Annotated in this window: 17 protein-coding genes; 2 read left to right on the top strand and 15 right to left on the bottom strand. The window is 48.8% G+C overall.

Annotated elements, in window-relative coordinates; all coding sequences use genetic code 11:
* Positions 1–32: 32 nt before the first annotated feature.
* From ACGHTT_RS08310 to ACGHTT_RS08275, 8 genes are all read right to left on the bottom strand, one after another.
* Positions 33–1109, bottom strand: a complete 1077-nt coding sequence (locus tag ACGHTT_RS08310) for an FAD:protein FMN transferase (protein ID WP_390594672.1) — start codon at positions 1107–1109, stop codon at positions 33–35.
* Positions 1075–2298, bottom strand: coding sequence for an NADH:ubiquinone reductase (Na(+)-transporting) subunit F (nqrF, locus tag ACGHTT_RS08305; RefSeq protein ID WP_390594670.1), 1224 nt, complete (start codon positions 2296–2298; stop codon positions 1075–1077). Before nqrF ends, ACGHTT_RS08310 begins: the two co-directional genes overlap by 35 nt.
* 18 nt (positions 2299–2316) lie before the next feature.
* Entirely contained in the window at positions 2317–2931 is a 615-nt protein-coding gene (nqrE, locus tag ACGHTT_RS08300) for an NADH:ubiquinone reductase (Na(+)-transporting) subunit E (RefSeq protein ID WP_290262759.1), read from the bottom strand.
* A 3-nt stretch (positions 2932–2934) separates the two neighbouring features.
* On the bottom strand, positions 2935–3591 hold the full coding sequence (locus ACGHTT_RS08295) for an NADH:ubiquinone reductase (Na(+)-transporting) subunit D (RefSeq protein ID WP_390594668.1): 657 nt from the start codon (positions 3589–3591) through the stop codon (positions 2935–2937).
* A gap of 3 nt (positions 3592–3594) precedes the next feature.
* Complete coding sequence (locus ACGHTT_RS08290; protein WP_390594666.1) at positions 3595–4356, bottom strand: Na(+)-translocating NADH-quinone reductase subunit C; 762 nt, start codon at positions 4354–4356, stop codon at positions 3595–3597.
* Positions 4349–5554: an NADH:ubiquinone reductase (Na(+)-transporting) subunit B gene (locus ACGHTT_RS08285; protein WP_390594664.1), complete on the bottom strand. Its 1206-nt coding sequence runs from the start codon at positions 5552–5554 to the stop codon at positions 4349–4351. The genes ACGHTT_RS08290 and ACGHTT_RS08285 overlap by 8 nt, the downstream gene beginning before the upstream one ends.
* Before the next feature lie 3 nt (positions 5555–5557).
* Entirely contained in the window at positions 5558–6901 is a 1344-nt protein-coding gene (locus tag ACGHTT_RS08280; RefSeq protein WP_390594663.1) for a Na(+)-translocating NADH-quinone reductase subunit A, read from the bottom strand.
* 366 nt (positions 6902–7267) lie between these two features.
* Positions 7268–8653 carry a glyceraldehyde-3-phosphate dehydrogenase gene (locus ACGHTT_RS08275; RefSeq protein ID WP_390595007.1) on the bottom strand — a complete coding sequence of 462 codons (1386 nt, stop codon included), beginning with the start codon at positions 8651–8653 and terminating at the stop codon, positions 7268–7270.
* Between the two features lie 346 nt (positions 8654–8999).
* Between ACGHTT_RS08275 and mfd the strand changes: the two genes are divergently transcribed.
* Together mfd and ACGHTT_RS08265 are read left to right on the top strand one after the other, a co-directional pair.
* Positions 9000–12452 (top strand): transcription-repair coupling factor, encoded by a 3453-nt coding sequence (gene mfd / locus ACGHTT_RS08270; protein ID WP_390594661.1) that lies wholly within the window; start codon positions 9000–9002, stop codon positions 12450–12452.
* A 73-nt stretch (positions 12453–12525) separates the two neighbouring features.
* Positions 12526–13467 carry a CsiV family protein gene (locus tag ACGHTT_RS08265; protein WP_390594660.1) on the top strand — a complete coding sequence of 314 codons (942 nt, stop codon included), beginning with the start codon at positions 12526–12528 and terminating at the stop codon, positions 13465–13467.
* 70 nt (positions 13468–13537) lie between these two features.
* Here the strand turns inward: ACGHTT_RS08265 and ACGHTT_RS08260 are convergent, their stop codons facing one another.
* From ACGHTT_RS08260 to ACGHTT_RS08230, 7 genes are all read right to left on the bottom strand, one after another.
* Positions 13538–13750: a cold-shock protein gene (locus ACGHTT_RS08260; RefSeq protein WP_290262744.1), complete on the bottom strand. Its 213-nt coding sequence runs from the start codon at positions 13748–13750 to the stop codon at positions 13538–13540.
* Positions 13751–13954: 204 nt separating this feature from the next.
* Positions 13955–14671: an S-methyl-5'-thioinosine phosphorylase gene (locus ACGHTT_RS08255; RefSeq protein ID WP_390594659.1), complete on the bottom strand. Its 717-nt coding sequence runs from the start codon at positions 14669–14671 to the stop codon at positions 13955–13957.
* A gap of 4 nt (positions 14672–14675) precedes the next feature.
* Positions 14676–15224, bottom strand: coding sequence for a hypoxanthine-guanine phosphoribosyltransferase (locus ACGHTT_RS08250; protein WP_390594658.1), 549 nt, complete (start codon positions 15222–15224; stop codon positions 14676–14678).
* Positions 15221–16336 (bottom strand): mechanosensitive ion channel family protein, encoded by a 1116-nt coding sequence (locus ACGHTT_RS08245; protein WP_390594656.1) that lies wholly within the window; start codon positions 16334–16336, stop codon positions 15221–15223. The genes ACGHTT_RS08250 and ACGHTT_RS08245 overlap by 4 nt, the downstream gene beginning before the upstream one ends.
* Positions 16337–16358: 22 nt before the next feature.
* Positions 16359–17375 carry a beta-N-acetylhexosaminidase gene (gene nagZ / locus ACGHTT_RS08240; protein ID WP_390594654.1) on the bottom strand — a complete coding sequence of 339 codons (1017 nt, stop codon included), beginning with the start codon at positions 17373–17375 and terminating at the stop codon, positions 16359–16361.
* A 30-nt stretch (positions 17376–17405) separates the two neighbouring features.
* Positions 17406–18035: a TetR/AcrR family transcriptional regulator gene (locus tag ACGHTT_RS08235; protein WP_390594653.1), complete on the bottom strand. Its 630-nt coding sequence runs from the start codon at positions 18033–18035 to the stop codon at positions 17406–17408.
* 138 nt (positions 18036–18173) lie between these two features.
* Complete coding sequence (locus tag ACGHTT_RS08230) at positions 18174–18827, bottom strand: TIGR00730 family Rossman fold protein (RefSeq protein WP_390594651.1); 654 nt, start codon at positions 18825–18827, stop codon at positions 18174–18176.
* Positions 18828–18831 lie beyond the last annotated feature (4 nt).

Here is an 18831-nt window from a genome sequence, read left to right as displayed (position 1 = left end):
TAAATACCTCTGAAAATTCGCTTCAAAAAGAGTTAATCATCCAAATATTGATTAAACGCCGAAGACCAACGTTCAACCACTCGACCATCAACCTCGGTCAACATAAATATTGCCATATTATTCGACTCGGCATAGGCCAAAGACGCTTCTGGCCCCATGACACTAAAACCAGTTGCGAAGGCGTCCGCTTCTGCGCACGTATCCGTAACAACCGTCACCGAAACCAAATTATGCGCCACTGGAAAACCGGTAACGGGGTTAATAGTATGGGAATACCGTTCACCATCAACATCGCGGAAATTGCGATAGCTCCCCGACGTGGCTACAGAGCGATTGAGAAGAGCGATAGCAGCCTGCACAGAACCGGGCGCCAAATTCGGTCGCTCGATGGCAATACGCCAAGGTAACCCTAGGGCATTATGCCCCTTCACTCGTAATTCACCGCCAATTTCAACCAAATAATTGAGGTACCCTTCATCTCGCAACAGCTCTGCGACTTGGTCGACACCAAAACCTTTAGCAATGGCCGATAGGTCAACAAAAATAGGTCTTCTTCGTATTGCCTGCCTGCCATCATCAGAAATACTTAACCACTTAGCGCCAACATTTTCCAGAATCGTCGCCAGCTCCTCGGCGGCAGGAATCACTCGCTCCTCCTCTGGACCGAAACCCCATCGGTTAACCAAGGGTCCAACAGTGACGTCAAAGGCGCCTTGGGTAAGAAGGTTTATACGCTGACTTTCAGACAGGACAAACGCTAATTCCGGGGACAATTCAAAAGGCTTGCCCTGCTCCGAGCGATTAAACTGCATTAACTCGGAGTCCGAATCATAAGTCGACATTTGTTGATTGATTCGCAGTAGAAGCGCATCAATCTGCGCTTTTAACCCGTCGGCATCAACGCCATCTGCCACAACGGTGACGTGATAGCTGGTGCCCATGGTTGAGCCAGTGATTTTTACCTGGGACTTAGGTGCTGGCGAGCAGGAAAAAAGTGAAAATAGCAAAGTGCAGAAAAACAAAAACGAGGTGCGCCGAAGCGCCCTCGCTTTCATGTGACTCAATAACAACAACTTAACCACCAAAATCATCAAGCATAATATTGTCATCTTCAACGCCCAGATCTTTCAGCATCTTGATAACAGCTTGGTTCATCATTGGCGGGCCACACATGTAAAACTCACAATCCTCTGGCGCTTCATGATCACGCAGGTATTGCTCGAACAATACGTTATGAATGAAACCTGTCAAACCAGTCCAATTATCTTCTGGCTGAGGATCAGATAATGCAATATGCCAATCAAAGTTGTCATTTTCATTGGCTAGCATGTCGTAGTCTTCTTTGTAGAACAGCTCCCGTAAAGAGCGTGCGCCATACCAGAAAGACATCTTACGCTTGCTCTTCAAACGACGTAGCTGATCAAAAATGTGCGACCGCATAGGCGCCATGCCAGCACCGCCGCCGATAAAGACCATTTCCGCCTCGGTTTTCTTGGCAAAGAACTCACCAAATGGGCCGTATACGGTAATCTTATCGCCAGGCTTCAAGCTGAACACATAAGAAGACATCTGGCCTGGTGGCAAACCCTGAGTGCGCGGCGGTGGCGTGGCGATACGAATATTGAATTTCACCACGCCTTTTTCATCGGGATAGTTGGCCATCGAGTAAGCGCGAATCACAGGCTCAGTCACCTTGGACTCCAACTTAAAGAAGCCAAAATGCTCCCAGTCACCGCGAAACTTTTCTTCGATTTCAAAATCAGAAAATTTCACGTGATGTGCAGGTGCTTCCAACTGAACGTAGCCACCTGCACGAAAATCCACACTTTCGCCTTCGGGCAAACGCAGCGTTAGCTCTTTAATAAAAGTCGCTACGTTAGGGTTAGATTCAACCGTACACTCCCACTGCTTAACGCCGAACACGTCTTCTTCAACGTGCACTTTCATGTCTTGCTTCACAGGAGTCTGGCAAGATAAACGCCAGCCTTCTTTGGCTTCGCGCTTAGTAAAGTGAGACTCTTCCGTTGGCAGCATTTCGCCACCACCTTCAAGCACAACACACTTACACTGCGCGCAACTACCGCCACCACCACAGGCAGAGGGCAAAAATAAGCCGCTGCCAGCCAAGGTTTGGAGTAATTTGCCACCAGCGGGCACAGTAATAGTTTTTTCTTCATTCACAACGATGGTTACATCGCCTGAATTCACTAATTTAGCGCGGGCACTCAAGATCACAGCGACGAGCATAAGCACGATCACCGTGAACATGACGACACCCGCTACAATTGTAATGTCCATGTTAGGTCCTTACCTCGATTACAGATCTATGCCGCCGAATGACATAAAGCCAAGCGACATTAAGCCAACGGTGATAAAGGTAATGCCAAGGCCACGTAAGCCCTCTGGCACATCGCTGTACTTCATTTTTTCGCGAATTCCCGCTAAGGCGGTAATAGCAAGAGCCCAGCCCACACCAGAACCAATACCAAACACGGCGCTTTCAGCGAAGTTGTAATCGCGCTCAACCATAAACAATGAAGCACCCATGATGGCGCAGTTCACGGTAATCAAGGGTAGAAACACACCGAGAGCGTTGTAAAGTGCAGGCACGTATTTATCCAGCACCATTTCCATAATCTGTACAATGGCAGCGATCACGCCGATGTAGGTAATCAAGCCTAAAAAGCTTAAATCCACAGTCGCGAAATCTTCACCAAGCCAAATCAGGGCGCCATCTTTAAGCAAGTAGGTATACAGCAAGTTGTTAACCGGCACGGTAATCGCCAACACAACAACAACCGCAATACCCAAGCCAAGCGCTGCTTCAACTTTCTTAGAGATAGCTAAGAAAGTACACATACCCAAGAAGAATGCCAAAGCCATGTTCTCGATAAAAATCGAGCGTATAAACAAACTAATAAACGCTTCCATTTATCAAGCCTCCTGCGCTTTGGTATTGGCGCAAATTTTAAATTCTTCAGTTTCCACTTGATTGGTTTTCCAAGAGCGTAAGCCCCAGATGATCAAACCAATTAAGAAGAAAGCACTCGGCGGTAACAACAACAGGCCGTTAGAGATGTACCAGCCACCATCGGTAACCAGAGGAAGAATCTTATATCCCAGCAAAGATCCCGAACCAAACAGTTCGCGAATCACGCCCAGAATAATCAACAGTGCGCTATAGCCTAAGCCGTTACCAATACCATCAACAAAACTCGCCACCGGCGGGTTTTTCATAGCAAAAGCTTCAGCACGCCCCATCACGATACAGTTAGTGATGATCAGACCAACAAACACCGACAATTGCTTACTGATATCGTAAGCCACGGCTTTTAGAATCTGATCAACAACAATTACCAAGGACGCAATAATTGTCATCTGCACAATGATTCGAATGCTATTAGGAATGTAGTTTCGAACTACCGCAACAAAGAAGTTTGAAAACGCGGTTACTAATGTTAAGGCAACACACATAACCAAGGTCACTTTCAGTGAACTGGTAACGGCGAGCGCCGAACATATACCCAAAATTTGCAACGCAATTGGGTTGTTCTCAATGACCGGTTTAAACAGAAGATCTTTAGTCTTCATGGATTAAGCCTCCCCATTCTTAAGATTGGCAAGAAAACTGGCATAACCGTTTTCACCCATCCAAAATTTGACTAAGTAATCTACACCACGGCTAGTTAACGTGGCGCCTGACAAGCCGTCAACCTTGTGCAAATCTCCGGCGGCGGCATTACCTTTTATGACTTCAATGGCAACTGAACCATTGGCATAAACTTCTTTGCCTATCCACAAGCCTTTCCACTTTGGATTATCAACTTCACCACCCAAACCAGGCGTTTCACCGTGCTCATAAAAGCCCAAACCAACAACTGTATTGAGATCGGCTTCTAAGGCGATAAAGCCATAAAGGGTTGACCAAAGGCCGTAACCTTTAATCGGCAAAATCACTTTATCAATGGCACCATTTTTTTCCACCAAGTAGACCTTGGCGATATTTTCACGGCTACCAATTTTGGCAATATCTTGCTCGGGCGATAATTTCTCAGAACGGGCAGGATCTTTTGATGCTTTACGTTGATCATAAGTATCAGCGTTCACCACATCAGTAAATTTACCCGTATCCAAATCAACCAGTTTCGTAGACACCTGGGAAAACAGTTCATCGACCGTTTTGCCCTCTTCCATCAAACCTGCTGCCGCTAAAATATTACGTTTAAAATCCAACGCTTTGTTTGCTGTTTGCATAGGTTTCAACATCACGGCCGCCGTAGCAACAACAACCGAGCACACCACACACAACAACAATGCAACGATAAGCGTTCTTTGAGTAGATTCTTTATTAGCCACGTGCCAACCTCCGCTTAACGTTTGCCTGAACAACAAAGTGATCAATCAGCGGTGCAAACAAGTTAGCGAATAGAATTGCTAACATCATGCCTTCGGGGAAAGCAGGGTTCACCACACGAATAATAACCACCATGAAACCAATCAAGGCGCCGAACCAAAGCTTGCCCGTTTCAGTCATGGACGCTGACACCGGATCGGTTGCCATAAAGACCATACCGAAAGCAAAGCCACCGACAACAAGGTGCCAATACCAGGGCATCGCCATCATCGGATTGGATTCGGGGTTGCCAAGCACGTTAAACAAAAAGGACGTTGCCATCATGCCAGCCATAACACCGGTGATGATGCGCAGCGACGCAATCTTGCAAGCCACCAACACAACACCACCGATTAAGATGGCCAGTGTTGAAACTTCACCAATTGATCCTTGCATGTGACCATAGAAAGCGTCGAGCCAGGTTAGCTGGCTACCTAAAGCCGTCATACCATCGGTATAAGCAATTGATAAAGCGGTAGCGCCACTGAAGCCGTCTACTGCAGTCCAAACCTGATCGCCAGACATAGATGCTGGGTAGGCAAAGAATAGGAAAGCACGACCGGCCAAGGCTGGGTTTAAGAAGTTTTTACCGGTGCCTCCGAATACTTCCTTAGCAATCACAACACCAAAGCTAATACCGAGGGCAGCCTGCCACAGAGGGATATCGGGCGGGCAGATGAGGGCGAACAGGATAGAGGTAACAAAGAAACCTTCGTTAACTTCGTGGCCGCGTTTCATGGCAAACAATACTTCCCAGAAACCACCCACAACGAATACCGTCATATAAATGGGTAGGAAGTAAGCAGCGCCGTGAATCATGTTGTCCCAAATGCTGTCGGCAGAATAGCCGGCGAACAATTCGATCAAGCCACCACGCCAACCTTCAACGGCAGCAATACCTAAATCCGCCATGGCGGTATTGGCCTGCCAACCCAAGTTGTACATACCGTAAAACATAGCTGGGAAAGTACAGGCCCATACGGTAATCATGATGCGCTTTAGATCGATACCATCGCGCACGTGGGATGTGGTTTTAGTCACGTCAGCTGGGCGGAACAAACCTGTATCGACAGCTTCGTATAGTGCGTACCAGCTTTCGAACTTACCGCCCTTATGGAAGTGCGGCTCAAGGCTGTCGAACCAATTACGTAAAAATTTCATGCCTTAGCCCTCCTTCTCAATACGGGTTAAATTATCGCGCAGGATAGGACCGTATTCGTATTTGCCTGGGCAAACATAGGTACACAGGGCCAAATCATCTTCATCTAACTCTAACGCGCCCAATTTTTGCGCCATGTCGGTATCGCCGACAATAATCGCGCGCAACAAATGAGTGGGCAGAATATCCAGCGGCATAATGCGCTCATAAGTACCAATCGGCACCATGGCTCGCTCACTACCGGCGGTAGTGGTGGTGAAATCATACTTCTTACCACCGCCCAACAATTTTGAAATATAAATGCCGGTGGTAGAGAACATGTTAAAGCCAGCGCGCATGTAGTGCAGAAACGGACGATCGCGCCCCTCAACCAGCACACTTACCTGCTGGTGATAACGACCCAAATAGGCGAAAGCACCGCGCGCAGTTCGACCACCGAAAACGGAGCCGGTGACAATACGATTTTCACCTTCTTTCAGCTGGCCCGCGGTCAACTCGTCTAGGTTAGCGCCCAAGCGCGTGCGCACGAGACGTGGCTGCGCAACTTGAGGGCCAGCAAGAGAAATCACACGATCAGTAAATAAGGTACCGGTGGTAAATAGCTTGGCAATAGCGATCACGTCCTGATAGCCGACCGACCAAACTGTTTTCTTAACACTGACTGGATCGATAAAATGAATATGTGTACCGGCGTTCCCAGCGGGGTGAACACCGCCAAACTCGTGCACAGCAATACGATCACCGGCGGCACTCACTGCGCTCCCAGCCGCTTTACAGACGTGCACCTGACCTTCTGTTAAGCGCGACAACAGCGTTAAACCTTGTGCAAAGGCTTCAGCATGCTCGGCAATAATCAGGGCGGGGTCGGCTGCCAGCGGATTGGTATCCATGGCGGTGACGAATATAGAGGCGGGACGCGAGCCAAGTGCTGGCACTTTACTGAATGGACGCGTGCGCAACGCTGTCCACAAGCCAGAGTTAACCAGATTACTCTGCACGGTATCAGCGCTTAAACCGGCAAATTCAGTGGGCGCATAGCGCTCGAATTGCTCAGCCTCATCGCCTTCCACGTCTATGACAACAGACTGCAACACGCGTTTCTCACCGCGATTTATAGCTGCAATCGTACCTGCGGCTGGCGCGGTATAGCGCACACCCTCGGTTTTCTTGTCGCTAAACAGCAGCTGCCCAAGCTTGACCTTGTCACCTTCCTTTACCGCCATGGTCGGTTTCATGCCGTGGTAATCCACGCCTAGAACTGCAACTGACCTGGCTTTAGGGGCGTCATGAATGGTCTGCTCGGGAGCACCGGATATAGGTAAATCCAATCCCCGACGGATCTTGATCATACGTCCTGCCTAATTACTTAGTAGTTTGAAATCACTGCGAAAGCCGGGAGCCCGACCCTCAAAAAATGCTTTGCGAATGCGCTAGGCTGATCTAACAACCCCTACGCCCCCTTACATCCACCACAAAATACCGTTGTAGTTTAGACGAAAGGACAAAAAACACATTCGGTTAAGGTAAACGGCGGCAATTATAAAGAGCCGTCTGATGACTTGCCAGCGCTATGCCCCTTTTATGCCCACAAATAAGGATAAAAAATCCTGACTTCTCAGGCTCTTACGGCTTATCTCACTTAAAATGCACATTTTTTAGGCAAACAAGCATTTGAGATAAAAAAAATCCCGCCTAAGCGGGATTCTTACGACAACTTAAAGCTTCGGATAAATGTCGTACTTAACACCGGCCATATCTTCTAAACAGCGGACTACCTGGCAACTATAACCAAACTCGTTATCGTACCAACAGTACAGCACCACATTCTTACCGTCGGCAATGGTTGCGACGCCATCGAAAACGCAGGCGTGGCGAGAACCGACAAAGTCAGTTGAAACCACTTCTGTAGAATTGGTGTAGTCAATTTGCTGCTGCAATGGCGAATGCAAGGCTACTTCGCGCATATAGTCATTCAGCTCGTCCTTAGTCACTTCTTTGTCCAGCACCAAGTTCAGAATAGCCATAGACACATTGGGCGTTGGCACGCGAATGGCGTTACCCGTCAACTTACCAGCCAAGCTCGGTAACGCTTTAGCAACCGCCTTTGCCGCACCCGTCTCGGTCAACACCATATTCAACGGCGCGCTTCGACCGCGGCGCTCGCCTTTATGGAAGTTGTCGATTAAATTTTGATCATTGGTGTAGGAGTGAACAGTCTCCACATGTCCATGTTGCACACCGTACCTATCCATAACTGCCTTCAAAACCGGCACAATGGCATTGGTGGTGCAAGAAGCCGCCGACACAATAGTATCTTCTGGCGTGATTGCGCTGTTATTAATACCGTAAACGATATTCTTAATATCGCCCTTACCTGGCGCAGTCAGCATTACCTTAGCCGCACCTTTGGATTTTAAATGCTGGCTCAAGCCGGCCTCGTCGCGCCACACGCCGGTGTTATCAACAATCAGAGCATTATTGATGCCATAGGCTGTGTAATCGACCTCAGACGGACTGTTGGCATAAATCATCTTGATGACATTGCCATTACACACCAAACTTTGGGTTTCTTCATCAACCCGAATGGTGCCCTTGAATTGACCGTGGATGGAGTCGCGACGCAACAGTGACGCGCGCTTTTCCAAGTCATTCGATAGGCCACTCTTTCGCACCACAATCGCGCGCAGGCGCAGCACATCGCCACTACCCGCCTTTTCTACCAGCAGGCGCGCCACTAAGCGACCGATACGACCGAAGCCGTAAAGCACCACATCCTGACATTGGGGCAACGGCTTGAATTCTGAGCCGATGGCATTTTTTAATTCGCTGATAACAAAGTCATCAACCGACAAGCCGCGCGAATCGCGCATGTACTTAACGGTAAGCTGGCCGACATCAATATGGGCACGACCCAAATCCAGGCTGCAAATGGCTTTTAGTATTGGGAAGGTTTCAAACTCAGAAAGCTCGTTTTCCTCAACCTGACGGACAAAACGATGGGTCTTCATAATATCGATAACAGAGCTATTCACCAACGAGCGGCCGTAGATGTAGATACCGACATTCTGTTCGCGATTGAGCTTGCCAACCATGGGGATCATGGCCTCGGCGAGCGCTTCACGCTCTTTCCAGTCCTTGAAGAAATCAACGGGCTTAGGACGATTCACGGATATGCACCTTTTATAAAGTCTAAGTAAAGTTTCAGTATGGACAACACCACACCGTTTCGCCGGCTCTTTTGGCAAGCTTGATAAAATCACTTATCTCTATTAATAGAGGCCGGCCATTATCCTGTCTTGCCCCGAGGCGCGCAAGATTCAACGCGAGAATTACCCCCTATAACCACTATTCCCAATCCGGGGCTGCCAGAGCGCAACAAAGCCGCTACAATAGCGGCTTTTTGTCGCCTCACAGCCCAACCTGCGGGCCATTGAATCTTTGGTGTCCATGGATATTGCGAATGCACTAAGGGGGCTAAGCCCTAGCCTTTCTGACTCAACTAAATTCAACCAACGCTGGGGCGAGCTACCCGGCGCGGCCACCGCGCTAGCGATCGCGCTAGCGGCAAAGCAACACCCAGGCCTTATCGTTGTTGTAACACCCGATTCCGCCAGTGCTCACCAACTGCACGATGAGCTGACATTCTTCTGCCAGGCAGAGACCCAAGTACTATCGCTACCTGATTGGGAAACCCTGCCCTACGACACCTTCAGCCCACACCAAGATATTGTCTCAGAGCGCATGCGTGCACTTTATCGGCTGCCCACCGCGGTTAACAGTATATTGGTCGCCCCTCTCACCACATTGATGTACCGGCTGCCGCCGCAATCCTTTGTTAGCGGCAACACCCTGATACTGAAAAAGGGCCAACGGTTTGACCTAAATGAGCAAGCCCGGCTACTCGAAGCCACGGGCTACCATCGCGTCGATACCGTATTCGAACATGGCGAATTCGCCATTCGCGGCTCACTCATGGATGTTTATCCGGCTGGCAGTGAATGGCCCCTGCGCATCGACCTATTCGACGACGAAATCGAAAGCCTACGCACCTTCGACCCAGAAACCCAGCGCACCGAAGCCCAAGTCGATAGCATAGAGCTGCTACCAGCGCGGGAATTCCCCTTCACCAAGGCTGCAATCAGTGAATTTCGGGTGCGCTGGCACGAACGCTTCGACGTCGACCATAAAGCATGTCCGGTTTATCGCGACATTTGCGATGGCATAGCGCCATCGGGCATCGAGTACTATTTGCCGCTATTTTTTGAGCAGTGCGCCACCCTGTTTGACTATCTGCCAGCGCACACACGCCTAATTACCTTCGACGGCCTAACGCCGCTGGCCGATCGGTTTTGGCGAGAAGTGACCAGCCGCTACGAAAGCAGAAAGGTGGACCCCGAGCGCCCACTGCTCGCGCCGAGTGATATTTTCGTACCCACGAACGAGTTATTTAATAAGATTAATACTCTGCCGCGTACAGAACTCGGCATAGGCGACACCAAGGCGTTACCCGCCATTGCCCCACCTGCGGTGCCAGTTGATGCAAAAGCGGAAACGCCACTGCTGGCATTGAGCAACTACCTTCTCAACAAACCCGGTAAATTACTGTTCGCCGTCGAATCGGCTGGGCGACGAGAAATACTACAAGAGCTGCTGCGCAAAATTGATATCACACCCACCGGCTGTGATAACTGGGCACAATTTCTCGACAGCAACGAACAGCTCAACATTGCCGTCGCCGCGCTTGACCGAGGCCTGCAACTCACGTCACCCAACATCGCCATCATCACAGAGAGCCAGTTATTCGGCGAGCGAGTACAACAACGGCGCCGCAGAAAAACCAGCCAAGACAGCGATCTCGCCTTTAAAAACCTAACCGAATTAAGTATTGGCTCGCCGGTGGTTCATATCGATCACGGCGTTGGCCGCTATCAGGGCCTAACCACTATAGATCTGGATGGGCAAACCCAAGAGTTTTTGCAACTCAACTACGCGAATCAAGCAAAACTCTACGTCCCAGTCGCTAGCCTACATCTCATTAGTCGCTACTCCGGCGCCGAAGAAAACCTAGCGCCACTACACAAACTTGGAAGCGACTCATGGGAAAAAGCCAAGCGTAAGGCAGCTGAAAAAGTACGCGATACAGCAGCAGAGCTGCTCGATATTTACGCTCGCCGCGCCGCGCGCAAAGGTTTTGCTTTTAAAGACCCCGGCCAGGCCTACGAGGCATTCTCAGCGTCTTTCCCATTTGAGGAAACGCCCGATCAAGAACAAGCTATCCATAACGTACGCAAAGACATGCTGGCCAACACACCGATGGATAGATTAGTGTGCGGCGATGTTGGTTTCGGCAAAACGGAAGTGGCGATGCGCGCCGCTTTCATCGCGGTTCAAAGCGGCAAGCAAGTAGCCATGTTGGTACCAACAACACTTTTGGCGCAGCAACACTATGAAAGCTTCAAAGATCGGTTTGCCGATTGGCCGGTCAACATTGAAGTTGTGTCGCGATTTAAAACCGGCAAAGAAATTGACGCCATTGCCGACAAACTGAAAGATGGCAAAGTTGACATTATTGTCGGCACTCACAAATTATTGCAGCCGGACTTTAACTATAAAGCCCTAGGCCTGCTCATTATCGACGAGGAGCATCGCTTCGGCGTTCGGCAAAAAGAAGCATTGAAATCGATTCGCTCAGAAGTGGATATATTAACCTTAACGGCAACACCTATCCCACGCACACTCAACATGAGCATGGCGGGAATACGCGATCTATCAATCATCGCGACACCGCCGTCAAAGCGACTCTCCATCAAGACTTTTATACGCCCTTCCGATGAAGCACTGACCAAAGAGGCCATCTTGCGCGAACTGTTGCGTGGCGGTCAGGTATATTACGTTCACAACGAAGTTAAAAGCATCGAAAAAGTCGCGCGGGACTTACAAGCCTTGGTGCCAGAAGCTCGCATAGGCATTGGTCATGGTCAAATGCGCGAGCGCGACCTCGAAAAAGTCATGGCGGATTTTTACCACCGCCGCTTTAACCTCTTAGTTGCCACCACCATTATCGAAACAGGTATCGACGTACCCAGCGCCAATACCATCATTATTGATCGCGCCGATAAATTCGGCCTGGCGCAGCTGCATCAACTACGCGGCCGCGTCGGACGCTCCCATCATCAAGCCTACGCCTATTTAATGACGCCCAACCCGAAAAGCCTCACCAAGGATGCGATAAAGCGTTTAGAGGCCATCAGCCAAGCCGACACCTTGGGCGCTGGCTTCACCTTAGCCACTCACGACATGGAGATTCGTGGCACCGGTGAGTTACTCGGCGATGAACAAAGCGGCCAAATTGAGGCGGTTGGCTTTAGTATGTATATGGATATGTTAAACCGCGCCGTGAAGGCAATCCAATCAGGCCGACAACCAGATCTAGATGCCCCACTTGGCACGGCAGTCGAAGTCAATTTGCGCATTCCTGCACTCATCCCCGATGACTACTTGCCCGATGTGCACACCCGGCTAATCATGTATAAACGCATTGCTAATGCCAGTGACGATCAAGCCCTGAGAGAACTTCAAGTGGAGATGATCGATCGGTTTGGCCTACTTCCCGACCCTATTAAAAACCTCTTTCGAACCACGAGCATAAAACTTAACGCCGAACGTTTAGGTATCTTAAAAGTAGAGGCCGGCCCTAACGGTGGCAAACTCGAATTTGCTAAAGAACCCAATGTCGATCCACTGAGTATTATCAAAATGGTGCAAACTCAACCACAAAAATACCAACTCGCCGGGGCAAGTAGTTTCAAATTCTTGCATGATATGGAAACCAGTGAGCTAAGGCTAAGTACCACAGAGCAGTTAATTGCTAGCCTCGCACCAAGCCAGAGAACCCATTGATACAGCACATAAAGCTAATGAGTGGCACAAGCCATTTCGAATACATAAAGCACAAGTAACCAAAGGCTTTACTATGTTAAAAGAACTAAAAATATACCTGCCCAATACCGCGGCCTTGCTAGCCTTATTGATGCTAACCCCGCAAGCACTGGGGCAAGAAAACACCAACAACAAATGGTATCAAGTAGAAGTTGCCATCTTCACTCAACCTGAAAACGCGCAGCTCGCTGCCAACCAGGAAACCTTCCGCAAAGATATCATCCTAAGCTACGGCGATCACACTCAACAACTGCAAAGTATTGAAGAAGCCAACCTGAGTAAGCATGCCGCTAGCCTTGCCATCGAGGGGAACACTGAGACAATCACAGGCTCGAACATCAACACCAGTATCGATACCGAGCGGGTCGAACTCGACCCTGACACCATACGCGAAATATTAGAAACACAAGCCTTCGTGAAGCTGCCAACAGAGCTGCGCAACCTAAATGAAACAGTCGGCGCACTCGAGCGACGCAATCGCCAGCGCATTCTGTTTCACGAAGCTTGGCGTCAACCGCTGATAGACCCAGAGAAAGCTACTGCCATCATCATTGCTGGAGGACAAACATTCGATAATGAACAAGAATTAGCGGGTACGGTAAAGTTCGGCGTATCGCGCTATATCCACGTACACACAAACATTTGGTTTTCTGAATTTGCCAGTAATGAAGGACAAGACAACCAAGAATGGCCGATGGTACCAACACCGCCAAGCGCCAATAACGGCGACATCGACGACACTCTCATCAATTTAAATGCAGGTTTAAATAAATCGAAACAGGATTTATGGCACCAGTACGATGTGATTGACACCACCTATCAAAACATTAAAGAAAAGCCGTTTATTGTTACCAATCTTGCGACGCTAATACAAACTCGACGCATGCGAAGCAGTGAAGTGCACTATATTGACCACCCGAAAATTGGCATTCTTATTACGGTGATCCCTTACGACGCTAGCTCGACAAATAACTAATAAGCCAATAGCGGCTAGCGAATAAGAAGAATAAAAAAACACCGGCATTAGCCGGTGTTTTTTAAGCTACTTAGACACAGACGACGTCTTCAGCCTGCATGCCTTTTTCGCCAGTCAACAATTCAAATTCGACATTTTGACCTTCGGCCAGTGAGCGATAACCCTCACCTCGAATATTGCGGTAGTGAACAAACACGTCCTCTTGCTTTTCACCGAACGAAATAAATCCATAACCTCTGGCATTGTTAAACCATTTAACAACCCCAACTTCACGATCAGACATGTTGTACAACCTCATTATTGTTATTTGTGTATTACTTGCTGCATTAGGCCCCCGCTCTAATTGCGCACTGGGCCTCAATCAATCGCCAACCTCCCCTAGGCTCGCGATTGCAACCCCTATATTTAAGCGATTATGAAAGCGCTGTAAAGAAAAAATGTCTATTTTTAGCTCAAATTAGCGATTTAAACTTCAAAGTAACAGCAACTAAGGTAATTCTTCGATTATTTGCTGAATAATTGGTCGCGTTTCATTCAGAATGGCGAAAATAGCGTCCATCGTGATGGCCTTATCACTAAGCCCAGCAGCCCAATTCACAGATATACACAAGCTCGCATAATCTAGGCTTAACTCGCGCGCCAAACTCGCCTCTGGCATAGCGGTCATACCGACTAAATCACAGCCGTCGCGCTTGAGCCGCCGAATCTCCGCGGCACTTTCCAACCTCGGTCCTTGTGTGCAACCGTAGACACCAAAATCAATTAAACCCAACCGTTGCCGTTCAGAAAGCGCCAGAAGCTGGCGACGTAGCGCGCCATCAAATGGATTGGAAAAGTCTACATGCATAACTTGATCAGACCAAAAGCTATGCTCTCTACCCCAAGTATAATCAATGACCTGATCGGGTAAGATAAGCGCCTCCGGCCCCATTGCCGCATGTATTCCGCCCACGGCGTTTATCGCCAATACTCGGTTAACACCCACATTCTTTAAGGCCCAAATATTTGCTCGATAGTTAATTTGATGTGGAGCAACACTATGCGCAGCGCCATGACGGGATAAAAAAGCTATTGGCTTTGTGTTAACAGTACCAAGTTGAATGGAGGAGCTGGTAGCACCGTAGGGAGTCTCAAGAGGAACTTCGCTAGCCACCTGAAAGGTCGACCAGGACTCCCAGCCGCTACCACCTATGACCGCCAACATAACGCTATGACTCCTCAGGCATAAAATAAATGGCGGGTAGGTTACGATACAAACCGGAATAATCCATTCCCATGCCAAAAACAAACTGATCAGGAATCGATAACCCTATGAGGTCGGCCTCAAAAGCAACTTTTCTACAGGCTTCAGGCTTGGCAACCATCACCACAAAAACCACCTGCGTTGCACCCGCACCGGTACAAAAAGCGTTAATAGCCGCGCAGGTAACACCTTGATCCAAAATATCATCAACCACTATCACTTTACGGCCAGCCAATTCGACCGACGGCCGGGCCTTCCAGTCTAGTGCGCCCGTTTTATTCGCGCTATCGTAACGGGTGGCGTGCAGATAATCACATATCAATGGGAAACGAAGCTTGGGAATTAACTGCCCAGCAAATACCATTCCCCCGTTCATCACCGTTAATAGAACGACAGCTTCTGCTTCACCCATAAACCGACTATTCAGCTCATTCGCCAAACGCTCAAATGCAGATTGAAGCGCCGACTCATCGACCAACAATTTCGCCTTTACAGGAACGACATCGACACTCACTTAGCGTCGACGCCAACACTTGAATTCAATTCACAATTAACCGTTTCTGGCACGTGCAAGGTTGTGGTTGGGAAAGCACATTGAGCGCCGTGACTGCGAACTATGTTTAATATTTTCAGAAGTACGTCCTGCTTAATTTTATGAAACTCCACCCAGTTAATTGTTTTTGTAAAGGTGTAAACGAAAAAGTCCAGCGAAGACGCAGCGAAGGCGTTAAAATTCACGATCAAGGTTTGCTCGGTATCAATATCGGGGTGCGCGCGCAGCATTGCCTCCACATCCCTTACAATGGCATCCATTTGACCTGCATCGTCGTAGCGAATGCCAATCGTTTCATAAATGCGACGATTTAACATTCTAGAAGGGTTTTCTACCGCGATTTGAGTAAACACGGCATTGGGAACGTAGAGTGGTCGCTTATCGAAAGTTCGAATACGCGTTAAACGCCAACCAATGTGCTCCACTGTACCCTCAATAGTTTTGTCCGGCGACCTTATCCAATCACCCACAGCAAAAGGTCTATCCAAATAGATCATTAAGCCGCCGAAAAAATTAGCCAACAAATCTTTGGCGGCAAAACCCACGGCAATGCCACCAATACCACCAAAGGCCAACACGCCAGAAATACTGTAACCAAATGTTTGTAGGCCGACTAAAACCGCGGTAATGATTACGGAGAGTCGCAGCAGCTTACCCAGAGCCGTAACTGTCGTTTCATCAACAGGCGCATCCATGAACTCTGGGTCCATTAAATTTTGCTCGGCGCGCTTAATGAAGCCAACCACAAACCAGGTAAGCAAAACAATAATACCGGCCTCGCGCGCAGGCGCTACCAAATCAAAAATATCCGAGCTAGACGTGTTTTGTACGATTTCGGCAGCCCAACTTAACCCCACCAACCAGAACACCCACTCGAGCGGTTTCTGAGCTGAGAGATACAATGCATCGTCCCATACGCTTTTCGTTGCGCCTGCCAACCGAACGAGCTTACGCAAGAGCCGCCGAACGACAAATGCGACTAACAAGGTAATTATTACAATGGCAAACACCTGAACCATCCAGGCACTTTCATTTGAAACTAAGCCGCTAACGCCTTCTAAAAAACTTTCCATGAGCTCAACAAAATCCTGTAAATTAAACCGTTGCTTCAATTGGTAACAAACTGACTACCTGCTGCCAGCGCGCATCTAGACGTAAATCGTCCCAATGCACACGCTTGCGCATCCTCATACGAGAAATGCGCTCGCTCGGGGCTACAGCTTGAGCAGCAAGATGTTCAACAACCTTTAGTGCTGCGGCGCGATCATTACAAACCAGCACCATATCGCAGCCTGCCGCTAACGCCAGATCGGCACGAGCGGTGAAATCACCCGCACTTTCAGCGCCGGCCATAGAGAGGTCATCACTAAAAATTACACCGTCAAATTGTAATTCTTGGCGCAACTTTTTCTGTAACCACGTTTTGGAAAAACCCACTGGCAAATGATCGACATCGGGAAAGACTATATGCGCAGGCATTAATGCATCCAACTGATCAATCAGTTGCGTAAAGGGAATAAGGTCGTGGTGTTGTATTTGCGTTAACGACCGAGGGTCTACGGGCTGCACCAAATGACTATCACCGGTAACTGAGCCATGCCCCGGATAGTGTTTGCCCGTCACCGCCATGCCAGCTTCGTGCATACCCCGAATAAATGCACCCGCTAATGTAACCACTTCCTGCGGACGAGGCGAAAACGAGCGGTTAGCAATGACCTTACAATGATTGTCATCGACATCGAGAACGGGTGCAAAACTGATGTCAATATCACAGGCTAACAACTCACTGGCCATCAACCAACCAATTTGCCGAACCTGCTCGAGGCTCGCCTCTGCATCTAGCCTAAAATCATCTAAAAAACTCTGCATAGCGGGAATACGGGAAAAGCCTTCGCGAAACCGCTGCACTCGCCCGCCTTCGTGATCGACTGCAATAACAACATTGGGCCTACATTCACGTATGGCGAAGACCAATTGCTGTAGCTGTGCCAGCGATTCAAAATTTCGTGTAAACAGAATCAACCCACCGACCTGCGGATGGGATAACAACTGCTTATCTTCATCATTGAGGGACGTGCCCTCAATGTCTACCATGACTACACCCAGTGCCATCAGTCTCTTGCCTTAATATGAATAATAATATTACTTAACGCTAAACATTCCCGAAAGCGCAGGAACCATCATTTGTGTCGTCCCAGTCAGCGTGCTATCCAAACCGAAATCCTCTTTTAGAATCTCGCTAATAGAATCAAAACTGGACAAGGTAAAAATTGTCGCGCCAAGCATAAAATATAACCGCCAGTAGAAAGTCACAGGATCTATGCCCGGCGCGGCTTTGAGTAACAACCCGGTAAAGTGCTGATAATACTTATGGTATCGAGCAATAATAAAACGGCGAATATGACCCTGTGATTGCGCATAAGCTAAACCCAGCAAACGCATAAAGCGCTGCGCAGCATAACTGCCCTCTTCTGAACCATCACAAATTGTTGAGAACAAACAGTCGAGTAGATCCTCAGGGGTTAACTCACTGCCTTTTCGCTCAATAAGCTTGACCAAGGAGCGCTCCAATTCCTGGCAAAAAGGTGTCAGAAAACGCGCGAAAACGGCTTGAATCAACTCTTTCTTGGAGCCGAAATGATAATTGACCGCAGCGAGGTTAACGCCGGCAGTGCTGGTAATGGTTCGGAGGGAGGTTTCCGCGAATCCGCGCTCGGCAAATAATGCCTCTGCCGCGTCAAGAATACGGGCGACGGTATCTGTTTCAGACATGTTAAGGGCTCTATCGTCGAAGGCTAGTTCAACCACCGAACATACGTTTACATGAACAAACTGTCAAGAAATCAAATACCTAGGAAAGCTTGCGATTGCCAGAGGCTACTCCCGTGGCAAGCGCTAAGTCAGATAAGGTTAGTGGGTAGATTGTGCTGACTTTTTAACCACATGGGCCTTAATAATATCTACAGCCTCTTCTGGCGCGTCCACCAACTGAATTAACTTCATATCAATCGCATCAATATTGCCATCGGCCAACATGGTGCTTTTTAACCAACTCACTAGGCCTTTCCAATAACCCTTGTTCACCAAGACGATGGGAAAGGGTTCAACCTTGCCGGTCTGCACTAACGTTAACGCTTCAAACAACTCGTCCAGAGTACCAAACCCGCCAGGCATAATCACAAAACCGATGGCGTGCTTTACGAACATAAACTTGCGCACGAAAAAGTAGCGAAAGGTCAGGCTTATCGTTTGATAGGGGTTGGGGTCTTGCTCCATTGGCAAGGTAATATTCAAACCAACGGAATCCCCACCCGCCAGTTTAGCGCCCTTATTAGATGCCTCCATAATACCAGGGCCGCCACCGGTAATGACCGGTATGCCGCTCTCGGCGAACAACCGACCGAGTGTTTCGGCTGCTTTATAGTAGGGGTGCTCGGGTGGCGTTCGCGCGCTACCGAAAACGGTAACGGCACCCCTAACCTTTATTAACTGCTCGATTCCATCTACCAGCTCAGACTGAATGCGCAGCACCCGCCACGCCTCAGGCATTTTTGCGTCAAGCATAGAA

It is taken from the genome of Simiduia litorea (assembly GCF_042853465.1).
Classification (GTDB): domain Bacteria; phylum Pseudomonadota; class Gammaproteobacteria; order Pseudomonadales; family Cellvibrionaceae; genus Simiduia; species Simiduia litorea.
Note: the sequence above shows the minus strand (reverse complement) of the source record. Positions and strands in the feature narration are given on the sequence as shown.

Coding starts and splice junctions, on each gene's coding strand:
- ACGHTT_RS08310 (WP_390594672.1), bottom strand. CDS start 1,109: ATGACAATATTATGCTTGATGATTTTGGTGGTTAAGTTGTTGTTATTG.
- nqrF (WP_390594670.1), bottom strand. CDS start 2,298: ATGGACATTACAATTGTAGCGGGTGTCGTCATGTTCACGGTGATCGTG.
- nqrE (WP_290262759.1), bottom strand. CDS start 2,931: ATGGAAGCGTTTATTAGTTTGTTTATACGCTCGATTTTTATCGAGAAC.
- ACGHTT_RS08295 (WP_390594668.1), bottom strand. CDS start 3,591: ATGAAGACTAAAGATCTTCTGTTTAAACCGGTCATTGAGAACAACCCA.
- ACGHTT_RS08285 (WP_390594664.1), bottom strand. CDS start 5,554: ATGAAATTTTTACGTAATTGGTTCGACAGCCTTGAGCCGCACTTCCAT.
- ACGHTT_RS08280 (WP_390594663.1), bottom strand. CDS start 6,901: ATGATCAAGATCCGTCGGGGATTGGATTTACCTATATCCGGTGCTCCC.
- ACGHTT_RS08275 (WP_390595007.1), bottom strand. CDS start 8,653: ATGATCCCCATGGTTGGCAAGCTCAATCGCGAACAGAATGTCGGTATC.
- mfd (WP_390594661.1), top strand. CDS start 9,000: ATGGATATTGCGAATGCACTAAGGGGGCTAAGCCCTAGCCTTTCTGAC.
- ACGHTT_RS08265 (WP_390594660.1), top strand. CDS start 12,526: ATGTTAAAAGAACTAAAAATATACCTGCCCAATACCGCGGCCTTGCTA.
- ACGHTT_RS08260 (WP_290262744.1), bottom strand. CDS start 13,750: ATGTCTGATCGTGAAGTTGGGGTTGTTAAATGGTTTAACAATGCCAGA.
- ACGHTT_RS08255 (WP_390594659.1), bottom strand. CDS start 14,671: ATGTTGGCGGTCATAGGTGGTAGCGGCTGGGAGTCCTGGTCGACCTTT.
- ACGHTT_RS08245 (WP_390594656.1), bottom strand. CDS start 16,336: ATGGAAAGTTTTTTAGAAGGCGTTAGCGGCTTAGTTTCAAATGAAAGT.
- nagZ (WP_390594654.1), bottom strand. CDS start 17,375: ATGGCACTGGGTGTAGTCATGGTAGACATTGAGGGCACGTCCCTCAAT.
- ACGHTT_RS08235 (WP_390594653.1), bottom strand. CDS start 18,035: ATGTCTGAAACAGATACCGTCGCCCGTATTCTTGACGCGGCAGAGGCA.
- ACGHTT_RS08230 (WP_390594651.1), bottom strand. CDS start 18,827: ATGCTTGACGCAAAAATGCCTGAGGCGTGGCGGGTGCTGCGCATTCAG.